This window comes from Amycolatopsis alba DSM 44262 (assembly GCF_000384215.1).
In the GTDB taxonomy this organism is placed as follows: Bacteria; Actinomycetota; Actinomycetes; order Mycobacteriales; family Pseudonocardiaceae; genus Amycolatopsis; species Amycolatopsis alba.
Genome location: NZ_KB913032.1, coordinates 4,008,367 through 4,023,431, shown reverse-complemented (window position 1 = coordinate 4,023,431; position 15,065 = coordinate 4,008,367). Strand labels below are relative to the sequence as shown.

Below are 15,065 nucleotides of genomic sequence, written 5' to 3'. Positions count from 1 at the left end.
GGGTGGTGTTCCTTCTCGGGGTGGGCTGGCTGGAAGTTCAGCGCAGGAGTTCGGTTTCACCGGTCTTCGTCCACGAGTCCAGCAGCCTGCCCTCGGCGGCGATCCGGTGTTCGGGTCCGACGATGCAGGAGTCGCCCGCGGCGTGCTCCCAATGGGTCTGGGCGGGGTCGTCGATGAACGAGAACCCGGACAAGACCAGCGTGGCGTGCGGGAACGACGTGCGCGCGATCCAGGCGGCCAGCGTCCCGGTGGTCGACCACAGGCCCTCTTCGCGGCTCGGCAGGCCCAGCGCGTCGGAGAGCGGCAGGACGACCTCGCGGTTCGGCACCGGCACGTAGCCGAGGTCTCCTGGCCACCAGCCGGGGATGTCTTCGGGCTCCCAGTGCATGCGCCCCGGCTCGACCAGCAGGTACAGCCGTTTGCGGTAGTCACGGAAGACGTGCTTGGTGGCGCGGACGGCGCGGTTGAACACGACGACGTGCACCCGGCTGCCGACGGCTTCGGGGCCGCCCGGCTCGTCGACGACGAAACCGTTGACCCTGATCACGAGGTCGCAGGCGTCGATGGCCTTCGCTCGCCGGGGGTCCGGCGGCAGCGGCTGGTTCCCGACCACGGCCACCGAACGGGGCTCCGGCCGGTCGGCGTATGCGGCGAGCAGATTGACCATCAGGCTCGCGTCGCCGAGTGCAGCAGTCATGAGGGCAGAAAGTACCAGCACACGCACCGCGTTCGGGTGCAAAGCCGACGGTAGCTTTCCGTGGTCGGGACGGGGTGTCCCAGCCACCATCGGCCCCATCGGTACCCTCGTTCCCGTGCATGCCACCAGCACGGTTCACGCCCCCGACGGTGCTGCGCCGACCTCGGTTCCGCCGATTTCGGACAGCAAGACCTTTTCGCGGGCGTTCGCCGACATCAAGACCGGGTTCGCCGCCAAAGAGCTGTGGGGACACCTCGGCTGGCAGGACATCAAGCAGCGCTATCGCCGCTCGGTGATCGGCCCGTTCTGGATCACCATCAGCCAGGGTGTCATCGCGCTGGGCCTGGGACTTCTGTACTCACAGTTGTTCCACATGCCGACGCCGACGTTCCTGCCCTACATCAGCACCGGGTTCATCATCTGGGGCTTCATCAGCGGCTGCCTGTCCGAGGGCATGGAGACCTTCATCTCCAACGAGGGGCTGATCAAACAGCTCCCGGCACCGCTGTCGGTCTACGTGCTGCGCACGGTGTGGCGCCAGACCTTGATGCTGATGCACAACCTGATCGTCTACGTGATCGTCGTCGCGATCTTCTTCACCGCGCTGAACCATCCGTATTCGCTGAACACCGGCAACTGCGATCCGGGTTTCTCCGGGATCTGCCACCCCGGCATCGGCTGGTACTCGCTCACCGCGATCCCCGGCTTCTTCATGCTCGCGCTGAACGCCGGCTGGGTCACCCTGCTGCTGGGCATCATCTCGACCCGTTACCGCGACATCCCGCAGGTGATCAGCTCGATCATCCAGCTGCTGTTCTACATGACGCCGATCGTGTGGCCGGTCGACCAGCTGATGGCGGGCGGCGCCAGGGTCGACACCTCGTGGGCGTTGCCGTTCGTCCACGGCAACCCGTTGTTCCACTTCATCCAGATCGTGCGCGCGCCACTGATCGGACAGGAAGTCAGCATCAACAGCTGGTACGTGGTGGCCGGCTTCACCGTCGTCGGCTGGATCCTCGCGCTGGTCGCGATGCGCAATTACCGTTCCCGCGTCTCTTATTGGGTGTGACAGATGGTCAGCATTGATGTGCACAACGCCTACGTCGACTTCCCCATCTTCGACGCGAAGACCCGCTCCATGAAGAAAAAGGTGCTGGGCAAGGTCGGCGGCAAGATCGGTACCGAGACCAAGGTGCCGATCATCGAAGCCCTGCACGACGTGACGCTCCAGCTGAAGGAGGGCGACCGCGTCGGCCTGGTCGGCCACAACGGCGCCGGCAAGTCGACGCTGCTGCGGCTGCTGTCCGGGATCTACGAGCCCACTCGTGGCTCGGCGAAGATCTCCGGAAAGATCGCGCCGGTCTTCGACCTCGGCATCGGCATGGACCCGGAGATCTCCGGGCTGGAGAACATCATCATCCGCGGCCTGTTCCTCGGGATGACCGCGAAGCAGATGGAAGCCCGCGTCGACGACATCGCGGAGTTCACCGAACTCGGCGACTACCTGCAGATGCCGCTGCGGACGTACTCCACCGGTATGCGCGTGCGGCTGGCGCTGGGTGTGGTCACCTCGATCGACCCGGAGATCCTGATCCTCGACGAGGGCATCGGCGCGGTCGACGCGGCGTTCCTCAACAAGGCGAAGGACCGGTTGAAGGCCCTGGTGAAGCGTTCGGGCATCCTGGTGTTCGCCAGCCACTCGGACGAGTTCCTCTTCGAGCTCTGCGATTCCGCCATCTGGATGGACGAGGGGCATGTGAAGCAGCGCGGTTCGCTGCGCGACGTACTCACCGGTTACAAGGGCCGCGACCCGTTCGAGAACATGAGCAAGGAGACGCTGGAGCGGTTCGGCGTCGAACCCGAGACGGTGTCGACGACGAACGGCGGTCAAGGATGACCAGCGAGACCCGGCAGTTGCCCGAAGGCGCCGTCGTCGGCGTCGTCGTCACGCGCCATCGGCGGGAACTGCTCGCGGACTCGCTCAAGGTGATCGCCGCGCAGACGCGGCCCGTCGACCACCTCGTCGTGGTCGACAACGGGCCGGACAAGTCGGCGCGGGACATCGTCGAGAACTACCCGCTTCCCTTCACGTACCTGCCTTCGCACCGCAACCTCGGCGGTGCGGGCGGATTCGCGCTCGGCATGCTGCACGCGCTTTCGCTGGGCGCGGACTGGGTCTGGCTGGCCGACGACGACGGCCGTCCCGCCGACGAGAACGTCCTCGCGATCCTGCTGGAAGAGGCCGAAAAGCGGGATCTGGCCGAGATCTCGCCGGTGGTGTCCAACATCGACGCGCCGGACAAGCTCGCGTTCCCGTTGCGGCGCGGGCTGACCTGGAAGCGTTCGTCGTCGGAACTGGGCGTCGACTTCCTGCCCGGCATCGCCTCACTGATGAACGGCGCGTTGTTCCGCGCGTCCACTTTGGACGTCGTCGGCGTGCCGGATCTGCGGTTGTTCTTCCGCGGCGACGAGGTCGAACTGCACCGGCGCCTGGTGCGGTCGGGGCTGCCGTTCGGCACCTCGCTCAAGACCGCGTACCTGCACCCGGACGGCTCGGACGAGTTCAAGCCGATGCTGGGCGGCCGGTTCCACGCGCAGGACCCGGAGAACGAGGTCAAGCGCTACTACACCTACCGCAACCGCGGCTACCTGCTGTCACAGCCGGGCATGCGCAAGATCGGCGCGCTCGAAGTGGTGCGGTTCGGGCTGTACTTCGTCGGGGTGAAGCGGGACCCGAAGGCTTTCCTGCAGTGGCTGAAGCTGGTGCGCCAGGGCCACAAGGAGAAGTTCTACCGCTACTGAGAGATACGAAAGACCGAGGGTGGCCGCCCTTGCCGGTGAGGAAACTCGTCGGCAAGGGTGGCCATTTTTTGTCAGCGCTACTCACGAGAACGGCCAGGCAACCTGTGCCCCGCTTCGGTCGTATTCCCAGAGACTGACCTTGCGCAAGGTCCAGACCTTTGGGGGATTAGCTCGTGGATACGACCCTGCTCGCTCCGGACACTCCGGAAGCGAGCCCCAGCCCCGGACGCAGACCTGGGTTCGACTGGAATCTCGTCAGCATCGGGCTGGTCGTGGCCCTGTTCGCGGTGATCGCATGGAACCGAAGATGGGTGTGTGACGATGGACTGATCGTGCTGCGGACCGTGCAGAATCTTCTGGACGGCAACGGCCCGACGTTCAACGCCGGTGAACGTGTCGAAGCGAACACCAGCACGCTGTGGACATACATCGTCGCACTTGTCGGCCTTTTCGGCGTCCGGCTCGAATGGGCGGCCGTCATTCTCGGGCTGCTCTTCGCGGCCGCCGGGATGGCGCTCGGCCTCGACGGCGCTCGTCGCCTGCACCCCTCGAAACTGATCGTTCCGGCCGGAGCACTCCTGCTTCTCGGCCTCTCTCCGTTCTGGGACTTCGCGACGTCAGGTCTCGAAACCGGCCTCGTCACCTGCTGGCTCGCGGGTGTGTGGTGGCTCTTGGTCCGCCACGCCACCCGTCCCGGCACGCGACCGTGGGCCACGGTCTTCATTCTCGGGCTCGGCCCGCTGGTCCGCCCCGAATTCGCACTGGTGACCGTGCTCGGTGGCGTCGCCTTGCTCCTCATCGCCAAGCCGGGCTGGAAACGCGCCCTGCTCTGGATTCTCGTGGCAGGCGTGCTGCCTGCCGGCTATCAGATCTTCCGCATGGGTTACTACGGCCTGATCACGCCGAACACGGCGCTGGCGAAAGAAGCCTCGAAGGCCCGCTGGGACCGCGGCTTCTACTACATCGCCGACCTACTCGACCCGTACCTGCTGGTGATCCCGCTGCTCACGCTGGTGGTCGTCGCGGCGTTGGTGCTCCGGAAGCTGTCGCGTGCGACGACCATCGTGGTCGTGCTGCCCGTCATCGCCGCGCTCTGCCTGCTCTTCTACGTCACCCGTGTCGGCGGTGACTACATGCACGGCCGCATGCTGCTTCCGCCGCTCTTGCTGCTTCTTCTCCCGGTGCTCGCGGTGCCGCTCGGCAAATGGACCGCGCTGCCGCTGCTGGTGCTCGGCGTCTGGGCTCTAGTGAGCGGGGGCTGGTTACGGGCGCCTTCGGCGGTCGATCACAAGATCGGCGCCCACTCCATCACCGATTCCCGCGTCTTCTGGGTCGACACCACGGGCGAGTCCCATCCGATCCTGGCCGAGGACGCCGCTCAAGCCCCCGGCTACCTGCCGGAACTGGCCAAGGCGATGGAAGGCAAGGAGGGGCCTGTCGTCGCGGTGTCGCTCGACCATCGATGGCTCGTCGTACCGGCGCGGGAGCGGACCGTGGTCTCGTCTCCCGGCGCGCTCGGCTTCCCCGGCCTGCTGCTGCCCTACGACTACAAGGTGGTCGACGACCTCGGGCTGGCGAGCCCACTGGCGTCGCACTCGCTCTCGATCAAAGGCTGGCCGATGGGGCACGACAAGCTGCTCTCGGTCGCCTGGACCCTCGCGGACGCCGGCCGGGGCACTCCGGAAGAGCTGGCCGCGGCGACCGGCGGCGCGGTGGACGCGGAGGAAATCGCCTCCGCGAGGCGTTCCCTCGCGCGACCCGAGATCCAGGAAATGCTGGCTTCCGTGCGCGCGCCGCTGACCGGAAGCCGATTCTGGGAGAACCTGGTGCACTCGGTCGGCCGGTCCGGTCTGCGCTACGACCGCAACCCGTACATCGCACAACACGGGCGCTGACCAGGAACGCGCAAAAGGCCCTTTCCCTCGCGGGAAAGGGCCTTTTGTCTGCGGCCTATTCGCCGATGACCGGCGGAGCGGTGCGCATGTCGGTGCCGAAGACCTCGTCCGGGTCGCCCTCGACGAGGTACGTCGGACGCTGGTGCTCGGTGTCCTCTTCCCCGTCCGCGTGCTGACCGCGGCCACCCATGCCGCCGCCCATACCCGGACCGCCACGGCCGGCGGAGCCACCGCCGAGGCCGCCCATACCGCGGCCTGCCGCCGCTTCGGCGGCGCCGACACCACCGGGCCGGGCCGCGCCGGACGCGGAACCCGAACCGGGCGTGGAGCCCGAACCGCCACCAGGGCCGAACCCGCTTCCGCCGCCGCCACCACGGCTGTTCCGCCCGTTGTACTCGGAGTCGCCCATGCCGCCGCCCATCATGGGCGACATCGGCATCGGGCTCATCGGCATGGAGTTCATGTTGTTGTTCGGGCCGGGCGTGGTGACCGGCGGCTGGTTGCCCAGGAAACCCGACGGCGTCGTGCTCGACGGGATGCTGCCCGTCCCCGTGGTGCTGCCGGGGCCGGGGATGTGGCCGCCACCACCACCACCGCCGCCTCCGCCATTGCCGCCACCACCGCTGCCGCCACCGCCGCCGTTGCCGGGCGGGATGTAGGTGTTGCCGGGATTGCCGTGGCCGGGCTGGCCGTCACCGGGGTTTCGCGATCCGGGCGGCAACTCGTAAGGCTGCGGCTTGTCGATCCCGCCGCCACCGTCCACGCCGAACTTGGGCGGCTCGGCGAAGGCGGGCTGCTTCGACGCGGCGTCGTACAGCGCCTTGTCGTAGTTGTGCATGGCCGAGGCGGCCTCGGTGTGCGCGTCCTGGCTGTCCTTCTGCTTCTGGATGGACTTGTCGATGTTGTCGCCCAGGTTGAACGGGTTCGACGTCACCCAGCCGCCGACCTCGTCCTTCCAGTTGAAGGGGATCGGCTTGGGCATCGTGTTCTTCACGGTGGAAGCCGCGGTGCCCTGGTCGTAGATCGTCTCGGAGGCGAGCTTCGCGTTCTGGGAGTTCGCATCGGACCACTTGCTGAGGCTCTTGAAGTAGCCCTGCGCGTTGCCCGCCGCGTCACCTTCCCAGGTGCCCTGCGACGCCGTGACCGCTTGGTCCATGGTCTTCGAGAAAGTGTCGAAGGCCTTGTGCATCTCGTGGTACGCGGTCGAAACGTCGGAGACCTGCTCGACGTTCAAATTGCTGTTGACGAACTGTTCGAGCTTCTCGTGGTCGTAGCCCTGGTAGTCCGCGTTCGACGGCTCCAGCCCCTCGACGTACTGGACGTCGCCGTTCTTGGTCAGCTGGTCGACGTTCTTGTCGCCGACCTCCTGGGACTGCTGGTGCGCCTTCCCGGCGGCCATGAACTGCTTGACCGCGCCGAACAGCCAGCCGTCACTGGGGTCGACGCCCTCCTGGGCCTTCTGCTGGAAGTACGTGTCACGTGCCGCGGGCGAAAGGTCGGAGACCTGCTTCTCGCTCAGGTTCGGTGTCTTCGTGGTCATCCTGATTCCCCCTTAGCTCTTCGGAAGCTTCGGTTCGACGATGTCGGCGATCTTCTCGGCGATCTCGCAGGCCTGTTTGGTTTCGGCGGCCGCGACCAGGACATCGACCCGCGCCGACGGGCCGAGTTCGAGCGCCATCAAGCATCCGCCAGGCTTCGGCGCGAGCACCGCTTTGCGCCCGTTGACGTTGCCTGTCGTCTTGCCGTTCCCGGCGTCACCGACACTGTCGACGTTCTGCGTGTCCCGGATGTCGACGCCCAAGGACACGGCGTCCGCGGCGCTCGTCGCCGCCTTGTCGAACTGGCAAGAGCGGGCTCCGCCCTCGTTCGCCGTCGTCGGCGGCTTGAACGTCCCGTAGGACGTGAGGTCGGCCACGCCGAGGAGCGAGCACGGATCGATCGACTTGGTGTCGCCGGCGCCGGTGGCGGGTGCCGAACTGGATCCGCCGGTCTGGGCGGGCGGCGCCGACGGAGCCGGGCTGGCGTTTCCCGGCTTCTCGCTGGAGCACGCGGCCAGTACCAGTGCGGCCGCGGCGAGCGGCACCACGTAGAGCTTCTTCATCGTCCTCAGGCCTGAACCTTCTTGGTGGCGTCGATCGCGCGGTCTTCGACGCCCTTGTACAGCCCGGCGGCCCTGGCCAGCGCCTCGTCCGCGTCGCGGACGACCTGCTTGAACTGTTCGAGGATCGCGCTCGCGGAGTTGCTCGCCTGGGCGGCGCCCTTGTGGTCGTGGGCCGCGACGGCCTTCCCGTACGGGTGGTCACCGAGCTGAGGCGCTTCGGAAAGCCGCATCGTCTTCCTGCTGAGGGCGGTGAGCTCTTCGGACATCTTCGTAAGCGCCTCGCGAAGCGGCTTGACGCCCTCTTCGCTGATCTTGAAGCCACCGCTCTTGGCGGCCGAAACGAGCTTCTGGGTCTCGGCGCTGACCTTGGCGATCGCGGCCTGGTTCAGGCCACCCGCCTCCACGTAGTTCGCCGCCGCACCCACCGCGGCGCCGATCGAGAAGTTCGGTGCCGCCTGTCCGCCGTCCGCTTCGAAAGCCATCGTCCGCCCCACTGCATCGTCTGCTCGCCCGTGCGTACCGCCCGGCAGTCTACTAGCCGAGCACTCAGCGCAACGAGGATCGAACCTATTCGCCGATCATCGCAGCACGCGCCTGAACTGTGACGAAACGGGCGTCACCCCGGTTCCCGACTGCTCAGAACTGGCCTTCGAGCTGGGCGTACAGCTGCTGCGCGATCCTCGCGTTGTCCGCCGGAGCGTAGGTCAGCCAGCTTTGCCCGTCGGCCGCCTGGCGCGAGGTCATCATGAACCGGCCCGCTTCGGTGTCGAACCACGCCAGCGGCGGGAAGACCTGGCCGCCGCGGATGAACACACTGAACTGGCCCACGCGCGTCTTCGGCTTCTCGAAGATCCGCTCCACCTGCCGCTGCTGCGGGTTCGAGCCATGGGACCGGGGTCCGCTGACCTTGGCGAAGGGGTCGTACGCGTCGTCGTTGCGAGGCCGCTTCGGCGCACTGGCCGGCTTCGCGATGGTGACGGACTGGCCGGGCCCCGCCGGGGTCAGCGGCAGCAGGTCGACGATCGACGCGACGATCGCGGTCGGCCTGGTCTCCTCGAATACGAGCAGGTTCTCGTCCTGGCGCACGACGACCGCGAACTGGCCGTTCGTCGCCGACCTCGCGAACAGCTGCTTGCCCTTGTCCATCTGCGCGACCGTCCACACGGCGAGCTGAGGATTGACGAACGTGGCGATCGCGAGTTCGACGTCGGCGTCGAGCCTGCCGCCGCGCATCAGGCCGCGGCCTTCGAGGTCACGGAAGACGGCCTCGCGCACCAACGCGCGCTGATCCGTCGTGGTGCCGATATGCGGGACTTCGAACGGGACCGGCGCCGGGCCGAACCGGCCGTGTTCCAGCAGGATGTCCATCGCCGCCAGTGACAACGAGAACGAATGCGGCATCGCCATTTCCCCCCGCGGGTGTCTTGTTCGTCGGGATGAACGTAGTCCACGCACCCGGTACGCCCGCAGCGAACCCGCTTGCCCGGCCGTGATCAATGCTGGTGCCATGGGTTCATGGCAGACCAGAAACCCGCGCTCGTACTCCATCTCGCCGCCGGTGGTGAGCCGCTGCTCTTCGCGCTCACGACGGACGAAACCGAACGGCTGACCAAGGACCTCTCGCATTTCGTCCGCACCGGTTCGGTCCAGACGATCAAGACCAAGGACGACTCCGAGGTGGCGATCAACTTCACCCACGTCGCCGCCGCCTACATCGACGACCTCAACCGCAAGAACCGGGTCTTCGGGCTTCACTAACGCCGGGAGAACAGCTCCAGCAGGCCCGACTTGATCTCCGGGCGGCTGGCGGCGACCAGTAGGAAGGTGGCTTCCCGGACGAGCCGCTGGGGGTGTCGTCCGGCGAGTACCGACGTGCTGCCGCTGGCCGCGACCAGTGCGCCCGCGGCCCGGAACGCGAGTTCCGCGCCGGCCGCCCGTGCCGCGGGCAGGGACGGCGGATCGGCGAGGCCCGCGTCGAGCCGTCCGCGGACGACGTCGATCTCGGCCCTGATCCCGACGGCGACGTCGGCCTTCCCGAGGTCGTCGATGAGCCGGGCGGCGCGGGCGGCCAGGCCGAGCGGGGCACAGCCGTTGAGCCGGGAAGGGAACGTGTTGCCCGCGACGAACTCCGCGTGCGGGGTCTTCCCGTAGACGCGGTCGTCGGCCAGGAAGTAGCGGGTGAAGCCGAGGTGCACGGTGGACGTGCCCTGCGCGGCGACGAGGTCGAGCGGCTGGACCTCCAGCCCCTCCGCCGGGACCGCGTCGACCGCGGCACCGACGACGGTGTCGCCGTCACGGGCGCACAGCTGGAGCAGGTCGATGACACCCCAGCCGCTGACGAACGGCGCCTCGCCGTCGAGCAGGTACCCGCCGTCGACGCGTTCCGCGCGCAGCCTGGGCGGGGTCGGGATCACCGCGGCGAACGCCGCACCCGCCTTGAGTTCGCCGCTGATCAGCGCCGGGAGGTAGCGCTCGCGCAGGTCCACGCGGTCGGTGGCGGCCAGTCCGGCGACCAGACCGTGGTGCTGGACCCAGGTGAACATCGTGCTGAGGCAGCCGCCCGCCAGTGCTTCGAGGACTCCGACGATCGTCGGGAGGTCGACACCGGGACCGCCGACCTCTTTGGGCGCGGCGAGGCCGTAGAAGCCTTCGGCGGCGAGGGCGTCGAAGTGACTCGAAGGGACTTCGCCCTTGAGGTCGACTTCGGCGGCTGCCGGGAAGAGAAGGTCATCGGCGAGGGCTTGGGCGCGGGCGACCGGATCCGTCATGAAGTAAGGCTACCCTAACTTCTGCCGGTCGTGGGGTGCCCCGGACGCACAGAAAGGCCCCTTCACCCGCGAAATTCGCGATGAAGGGGCCTTTCTGTGCACGCTTTACAGCTTGTAGAGCCGCTTCCAGTTGTCCCGCGAGGTCAGCTCGGGCATGGAGCGCTTGTACTGCTCCTGCACCGCCGCGCCTTCCTTACGGAGCCGCTGGATGACCTTCGCACCCTTCCGGGCCAGGTCGAACATCTTCGCGCGGTCGTACGAGCGGACCCGCACACCTTCCTGCGAAGCGTCGGTGACGACGGCGGTGTCGAAGGTCGCGACGTGCCACCAGTGGGCCTCGTCGATCGGGATCGCCCCGAGCGAGTGACGGCTGCGGCCGAGCACCCGGTCGAGGATCCGCTTGATCAGCACCAGGCGCTGCATGCTGGGCCGCGGCGCGCTGTTGATGATGCCGATGTCGTTCGACGCGATACCGGGGACGTCGGTGGCCTTGTGCCGCTTGGTCTCGGGGTACTCGTCGCGGATCCGGCGGATCTCCTTCATCGCCGCGACGCCGCCGTCACGCAGGACCTCCGGCCCCTCGAGGAAGTCCTCGACGGCCTTGATCAGCGTGGCGGACAGGCCGTACTGCATGCCGAGCAGGTACCGGACCAGCTGCGCGATGAGCACGCGCGAGAGCAGGTTCAGGTTGAACGGCGAGTGCAGCGCGGCGGTGATGATCGAGTTCCGCAGGTTGAAGTAGCGGTGCCACTCGTCCCAGTCCTTCCAGTGGAAGTCGGCGTGCCAGACGCCGGCGCCCGGAAGGGTGACGGTGGGGAAGCCCGCACCGCGTGCGCGGTAGCTGTACTCCGCGTCGTCCCACTGGAAGAAGAACGGCAGCGGGTAACCCGTGGCCTTGACGACCTCGTACGGGATCAGGCACGACCACCAGCCGTTGTACCCGGCGTCGAGGCGGCGTTCCTGGCGGTTCGGCTTGAGGGTGTCCTCGTCGACGCCGAGCAGGTCGGCGGTCGAAAGCGAGTGCGGCACCGGCTGACCGGGCTCCAGCGTGTTCAGCCGGGCGTACTCGGCGCCGACGTGCAGCTGGTTCGGGTGCAGCAGGTTCAGCATCTGCCCGCCGACGATGACCGGGTTGACCGTGCGGTTGGAGAACGCGGTCATCCGGATCACCAGATCCGGCTCCAGCAGCACGTCGTCGTCCATGAACAGGACGTTCGCGTGCTCGGTCTCGGTGTGCCCGGCGACCTCGTAGAGGCCGCGGGTGAAGCCGCCGGCGCCGCCGAGGTTCGGCTGCTTGATGTAGTGCAGCTTGTCGCCGAGGTCCTTCGTGACCTGTTCGAAGCCGTCGCGCGACTCGACGAGGTCGGTGCCCTGGTCGGCGACGTAGATCGCGTCGAGCGTCTCCAGCGAGGAGACGTCGGCGGCGAGCGCCTGCAGGTTCGACAGGCAGTCGTCGGCGCGGTTCATCGTGCAGATGGTCACCGCGGTCGGGCGGATCTTCTCCGGCGCGTCGACCGTCCAGCGGACGTTCTCGACGCGCAGCGACTGGCCGCCCTCGGTCTCGATGTCGAGCCAGAGCGCGCCGCCGTCGTAGAACTTGTCGAGCTTCGCGGTGAGCGTCACCTTCCGCTGCTTCGCGCCCGCGACGATCTCGGCGGCGACGACACGCGCGTCACCCTCGATGTCGGAAGCGCCGACGGACAGCTGACCGTCACCGGTGACGACGGCCTCGACCTGGACCTCGGTCACGTCGGTCCAGCGCTGCCAGTAGCTCGCGGGGAAGCGCCCGAAATAGGTGTTGCCGGACACCTTCGACGCCGGCTCGATGGAGATGCCCGCGCGCTCGCGCACGGCACTGCCCCATTCGAGTTCGGCGTAGAGGTCCTTGCTGACGATGGGGGCCGGGCCGGCGTAAAGCCCGCGCTGCGCGGTGAGACGGCCCTGCGGGGTGCGTTCCGCGAAGCGGGTGTCGTCGATAGTGCTCACCATGGCGCTCGGGGCCTCTCCGGTGACGGCGGCTTTACCGGGCATGAATCCTCAGTTCTCCTCTGTGCTTGACACGACTGTGCGGGGCTCACGGAAGACGACCCACTTGAGCATGACGAAATTGATCACGGTCGCGGTTGCCTGCGAGACGACCCAGCCGAGGGTGGCCTTCCAGGCCGACTCCGGCAGGACGTGCAGCATCGTGCGGTTGACGCCGACGGCGACAAGGAAAGTCACGGCGTACAGGAGTACGAAGCTACCGATCTGACGTGCGCCCTCCTGGCGTCCACCGGCGAAGGTGAACTTGCGGTTCAGGAAGAAGGCGGTCGTGGTGCCCACGATGAAGCTGAGCGCGCGGGCGATGTCCACCCACGGCGACACGTCCATTCCGAGGGCGCGGAGCCCCTGGTAGACACCGAAATCGACCAGGGCGCAGAAGCCGCCGATGAGGCCGAAGCGGATGAGCTGCCCGAGCAGCCCAGGGGAGGACGGCTCTGCTGCCGTCACGCCGGCTTTCGGGTCGGTCGCCACCACTGCTCTACCTCATAAACTGCTGGGGCTGATGCGCAAAGTGTAGAAGCGAGCACTTCAGGGTCACGTTCCGGGCAGCGTTCGGCGTGGTTACCCTGGTCGGCGTGACCCAAGCACCCAAGACACAGCGGCAGTCGCTCATGGGCTGGGCAAGGACGTCGCCGAGCATCGCGGACGTCCTGAGCACCCCTGACGTGGAGGCCATCGCCAAGGCGGTGACCCAGGCCGGGGAACGCGGGGTCATCGCGCGTGGTCTCGGCCGGTCCTACGGCGACCCGGCGCAGAACGCGGGCGGTCTGGTCGTCGACATGACCACGCTGGACCGCATCCACTCGATCGACCCGGACTCCGGCATCGTCGACCTCGACGCCGGGGTCAGCCTCGACAAGCTGATGCGCGAGGGGCTGCCGTACGGCCTGTGGGTCCCGGTGCTGCCGGGGACGCGCCAGGTGACCATCGGCGGCGCGATCGCCAACGACATCCACGGCAAGAACCACCACTCGGCTGGCAGCTTCGGCAACCACGTGGTGTCGCTGGACCTGATCACCGCCGACGGGCAGGTGCGCACGATCACGCCGGACGGCCCCGACGCGGAGCTGTTCTGGGCGACCGTGGCAGGCATCGGCCTGACCGGCATCATCGTCCGGGCGAAGATCCGGATGACCAAGACGGAGACGGCCTACTTCAAGGCCGACATCCAGCGCACCGCGAACCTCGACGAGACGCTGGCGCTGGTCACGGACGGTTCCGAGGACAACTACACGTACTCGTCCGGCTGGTTCGACTCGATCTCCAGGGGCGCGAAGCTCGGCCGCGCCGCCTTCCAGCGCGGTTCGCTCGCCAAACTCGACGAACTGCCGCCGAAGCTGCGAGCGGACCCGCTGAAGTTCAACCCCGGCACCCTGGCGACCCTGCCGGACATCTTCCCGAACGGGCTGGCGAACAAGCTGTCGTTCTCCATGGTCGGCGAGCTGTACTACCGCAAGACCGCGAAGAACGCGCGCGACCAGATCCAGAGCCTGACCGCGTTCTACCACCCGTTGGATCTGTTCGGCGAGTGGAACCGCGCCTACGGCACCAAGGGTTTCCTGCAGTACCAGTTCAGCACGCCGCTGAACGCGCACGAGCCGCTGCGCCGGATCATCCAGAAGGTCGCGGACTCCGGGCACGTGTCGTTCCTCAACGTGTTCAAGCAGATGGGCGAGGGCAACGCGGCGCCGCTGTCGTTCCCGCACCCCGGCTGGATGGTCTGCCTCGACTTCCCGATCAAGGACGGGCTGAGCCGGTTCTGCCAGGAACTCGACGAAGACGTGCTCGCGCTCGGCGGCCGTCTGTACACGGCGAAGGACTCGCGCACCTCCGCGGAGAACTTCGCGAAGATGTACCCGCGGCTCGAGGAATGGCGCAAGGTCCGCGCTTCCGTTGACCCCGAAGGCGTTTTCGCCTCTGACATGTCCCGAAGGTTGGAACTGTGATCGACGCTGTTGGCAACCCCCAGTCCCTGCTGCTGCTCGGCGGCACCTCCGACATCGCGCTCGCGATCGCGGAGAAGTACCTGTCCGAGAAGCCCCTTCGGGTCGTGCTGGCCGGACGTCAGTCGCCGCGGCTCGACGCGGCCGCCCAGCGCCTGAAGGACAAGGGCGCCGAGGTGGCATGCGTGGACTTCGACGCCAAGGCGACGGACACCCACCCGGCCGTGCTGGACAAGGCGTTCGAGGGCGGCGACATCGACGTCACCGTCGTCGCGTTCGGCCTGCTCGGTGACCAGGAAGAGCTGTGGCAGGACCACGCGAAGGCAGTCGAGGCGGCGACCGTGAACTACACGGCCGCGGTGTCGGTGGGCGTCGCGCTGTCGAACAAGCTGAAGACGCAGGGGCACGGCAAGGTCATCGCGCTGTCGTCGGTCGCCGGTGAACGCGTCCGCCGCTCGAACTTCGTCTACGGCTCCTCCAAGGCCGGTTTCGACGGCTTCTACCTGGGCCTCGGCGAGGCGCTGGCCGAGTTCGGCGTGCAGATCACCGTCGTCCGTTCGGGCCAGGTCCGGACCAAGATGACCGAAGGCCTCAAGGACGCCCCGCTGACCGTCGACGCCGAGCAGGTCGCCGAGACCTCGGTCGCCGCCTCGCGCGCGGGCAAGGAACTGGTGTGGTCGCCCGCGCCGTTCCGCCTGGTCATGTCGGCCCTGCGGCACATCCCCCGGCCGATCTTCCGGAAACTGCCGATCTAGGGAACGAGCCCGCTACGCCATTCGTCTCAACCCGTGCACGGACGCCCATCCGTCCACG

General features: G+C 67.6%; 15 protein-coding genes. 7 read left to right on the top strand and 8 right to left on the bottom strand.

Features of this window, described 5'->3' with window-relative positions:
• Positions 1-37 precede the first annotated feature (37 nt).
• Positions 38-667 carry a glycosyltransferase family 29 protein gene (locus tag AMYAL_RS0119100; RefSeq protein WP_026467231.1) on the bottom strand — a complete coding sequence of 210 codons (630 nt, stop codon included), beginning with the start codon at positions 665-667 and terminating at the stop codon, positions 38-40.
• A gap of 145 nt (positions 668-812) precedes the next feature.
• Between AMYAL_RS0119100 and wzm the strand changes: the two genes are divergently transcribed.
• From wzm to AMYAL_RS45975, 4 genes are all read left to right on the top strand, one after another.
• A complete protein-coding gene (gene wzm / locus AMYAL_RS0119095) occupies positions 813-1,766 on the top strand; it encodes a galactan export ABC transporter permease subunit Wzm/RfbD (protein ID WP_020632910.1) in 954 nt (317 codons plus the stop codon).
• Positions 1,767-1,769: 3 nt separating this feature from the next.
• Positions 1,770-2,594, top strand: a complete 825-nt coding sequence (gene wzt, locus AMYAL_RS0119090) for a galactan export ABC transporter ATP-binding subunit Wzt/RfbE (protein WP_026467230.1) — start codon at positions 1,770-1,772, stop codon at positions 2,592-2,594.
• Entirely contained in the window at positions 2,591-3,499 is a 909-nt protein-coding gene (glfT1, locus tag AMYAL_RS0119085; protein ID WP_020632908.1) for a galactofuranosyltransferase GlfT1, read from the top strand. Before wzt ends, glfT1 begins: the two co-directional genes overlap by 4 nt.
• Positions 3,500-3,672: 173 nt before the next feature.
• Positions 3,673-5,394, top strand: coding sequence for an arabinofuranosyltransferase AftB family protein (locus AMYAL_RS45975; protein ID WP_020632907.1), 1,722 nt, complete (start codon positions 3,673-3,675; stop codon positions 5,392-5,394).
• A 55-nt stretch (positions 5,395-5,449) separates the two neighbouring features.
• Here AMYAL_RS45975 and AMYAL_RS0119075 read toward each other — a convergent pair whose 3' ends face one another.
• The 4 genes from AMYAL_RS0119075 to AMYAL_RS0119060 form a co-directional block, all read right to left on the bottom strand.
• Positions 5,450-6,934 carry a hypothetical protein gene (locus AMYAL_RS0119075; RefSeq protein ID WP_020632906.1) on the bottom strand — a complete coding sequence of 495 codons (1,485 nt, stop codon included), beginning with the start codon at positions 6,932-6,934 and terminating at the stop codon, positions 5,450-5,452.
• 12 nt (positions 6,935-6,946) lie between these two features.
• The gene (locus AMYAL_RS0119070; RefSeq protein ID WP_020632905.1) at positions 6,947-7,495 is read right to left on the bottom strand and encodes a DUF3558 family protein; all 549 of its coding nucleotides are present in this window, start codon (positions 7,493-7,495) and stop codon (positions 6,947-6,949) included.
• 5 nt (positions 7,496-7,500) lie between these two features.
• Positions 7,501-7,977: a hypothetical protein gene (locus AMYAL_RS0119065; protein WP_143267678.1), complete on the bottom strand. Its 477-nt coding sequence runs from the start codon at positions 7,975-7,977 to the stop codon at positions 7,501-7,503.
• Positions 7,978-8,131: 154 nt separating this feature from the next.
• Positions 8,132-8,896, bottom strand: coding sequence for an ESX secretion-associated protein EspG (locus AMYAL_RS0119060; protein WP_020632903.1), 765 nt, complete (start codon positions 8,894-8,896; stop codon positions 8,132-8,134).
• Between the two features lie 114 nt (positions 8,897-9,010).
• Here AMYAL_RS0119060 and AMYAL_RS0119055 point away from each other — a divergent pair, with 114 nt between their 5' ends.
• A complete protein-coding gene (locus AMYAL_RS0119055; protein ID WP_020632902.1) occupies positions 9,011-9,253 on the top strand; it encodes a hypothetical protein in 243 nt (80 codons plus the stop codon).
• Here the strand turns inward: AMYAL_RS0119055 and AMYAL_RS0119050 are convergent.
• From AMYAL_RS0119050 to AMYAL_RS0119040, 3 genes are all read right to left on the bottom strand, one after another.
• Positions 9,250-10,263, bottom strand: a complete 1,014-nt coding sequence (locus AMYAL_RS0119050) for an acyl-CoA dehydrogenase family protein (protein WP_020632901.1) — start codon at positions 10,261-10,263, stop codon at positions 9,250-9,252. The two genes, AMYAL_RS0119055 and AMYAL_RS0119050, sit on opposite strands and share 4 nt — an antisense overlap.
• A 105-nt stretch (positions 10,264-10,368) precedes the next feature.
• Positions 10,369-12,294, bottom strand: coding sequence for a glycosyltransferase (locus tag AMYAL_RS0119045; protein ID WP_020632900.1), 1,926 nt, complete (start codon positions 12,292-12,294; stop codon positions 10,369-10,371).
• A gap of 6 nt (positions 12,295-12,300) precedes the next feature.
• The gene (locus tag AMYAL_RS0119040; RefSeq protein WP_020632899.1) at positions 12,301-12,783 is read right to left on the bottom strand and encodes a GtrA family protein; all 483 of its coding nucleotides are present in this window, start codon (positions 12,781-12,783) and stop codon (positions 12,301-12,303) included.
• Positions 12,784-12,920: 137 nt separating this feature from the next.
• Between AMYAL_RS0119040 and dprE1 the strand changes: the two genes are divergently transcribed.
• Positions 12,921-14,255: a decaprenylphosphoryl-beta-D-ribose oxidase gene (gene dprE1, locus AMYAL_RS0119035; RefSeq protein ID WP_209447313.1), complete on the top strand. Its 1,335-nt coding sequence runs from the start codon at positions 12,921-12,923 to the stop codon at positions 14,253-14,255.
• Positions 14,252-15,007 (top strand): decaprenylphospho-beta-D-erythro-pentofuranosid-2-ulose 2-reductase, encoded by a 756-nt coding sequence (gene dprE2 / locus AMYAL_RS0119030; protein WP_020632896.1) that lies wholly within the window; start codon positions 14,252-14,254, stop codon positions 15,005-15,007. The genes dprE1 and dprE2 overlap by 4 nt, the downstream gene beginning before the upstream one ends.
• Positions 15,008-15,065 lie beyond the last annotated feature (58 nt).

What these genes read in the sequence shown, in the direction of transcription:
- AMYAL_RS0119100 (WP_026467231.1), bottom strand. Translation starts at nt 667, where the DNA reads ATGGTCAATCTGCTCGCCGCATACGCCGACCGGCCGGAGCCCCGTTCG.
- wzt (WP_026467230.1), top strand. Translation starts at nt 1,770, where the DNA reads ATGGTCAGCATTGATGTGCACAACGCCTACGTCGACTTCCCCATCTTC.
- glfT1 (WP_020632908.1), top strand. Translation starts at nt 2,591, where the DNA reads ATGACCAGCGAGACCCGGCAGTTGCCCGAAGGCGCCGTCGTCGGCGTC.
- AMYAL_RS0119075 (WP_020632906.1), bottom strand. Translation starts at nt 6,934, where the DNA reads ATGACCACGAAGACACCGAACCTGAGCGAGAAGCAGGTCTCCGACCTT.
- AMYAL_RS0119070 (WP_020632905.1), bottom strand. Translation starts at nt 7,495, where the DNA reads ATGAAGAAGCTCTACGTGGTGCCGCTCGCCGCGGCCGCACTGGTACTG.
- AMYAL_RS0119065 (WP_143267678.1), bottom strand. Translation starts at nt 7,977, where the DNA reads ATGGCTTTCGAAGCGGACGGCGGACAGGCGGCACCGAACTTCTCGATC.
- AMYAL_RS0119060 (WP_020632903.1), bottom strand. Translation starts at nt 8,896, where the DNA reads ATGCCGCATTCGTTCTCGTTGTCACTGGCGGCGATGGACATCCTGCTG.
- AMYAL_RS0119055 (WP_020632902.1), top strand. Translation starts at nt 9,011, where the DNA reads ATGGCAGACCAGAAACCCGCGCTCGTACTCCATCTCGCCGCCGGTGGT.
- AMYAL_RS0119050 (WP_020632901.1), bottom strand. Translation starts at nt 10,263, where the DNA reads ATGACGGATCCGGTCGCCCGCGCCCAAGCCCTCGCCGATGACCTTCTC.
- AMYAL_RS0119045 (WP_020632900.1), bottom strand. Translation starts at nt 12,294, where the DNA reads ATGCCCGGTAAAGCCGCCGTCACCGGAGAGGCCCCGAGCGCCATGGTG.
- dprE1 (WP_209447313.1), top strand. Translation starts at nt 12,921, where the DNA reads ATGGGCTGGGCAAGGACGTCGCCGAGCATCGCGGACGTCCTGAGCACC.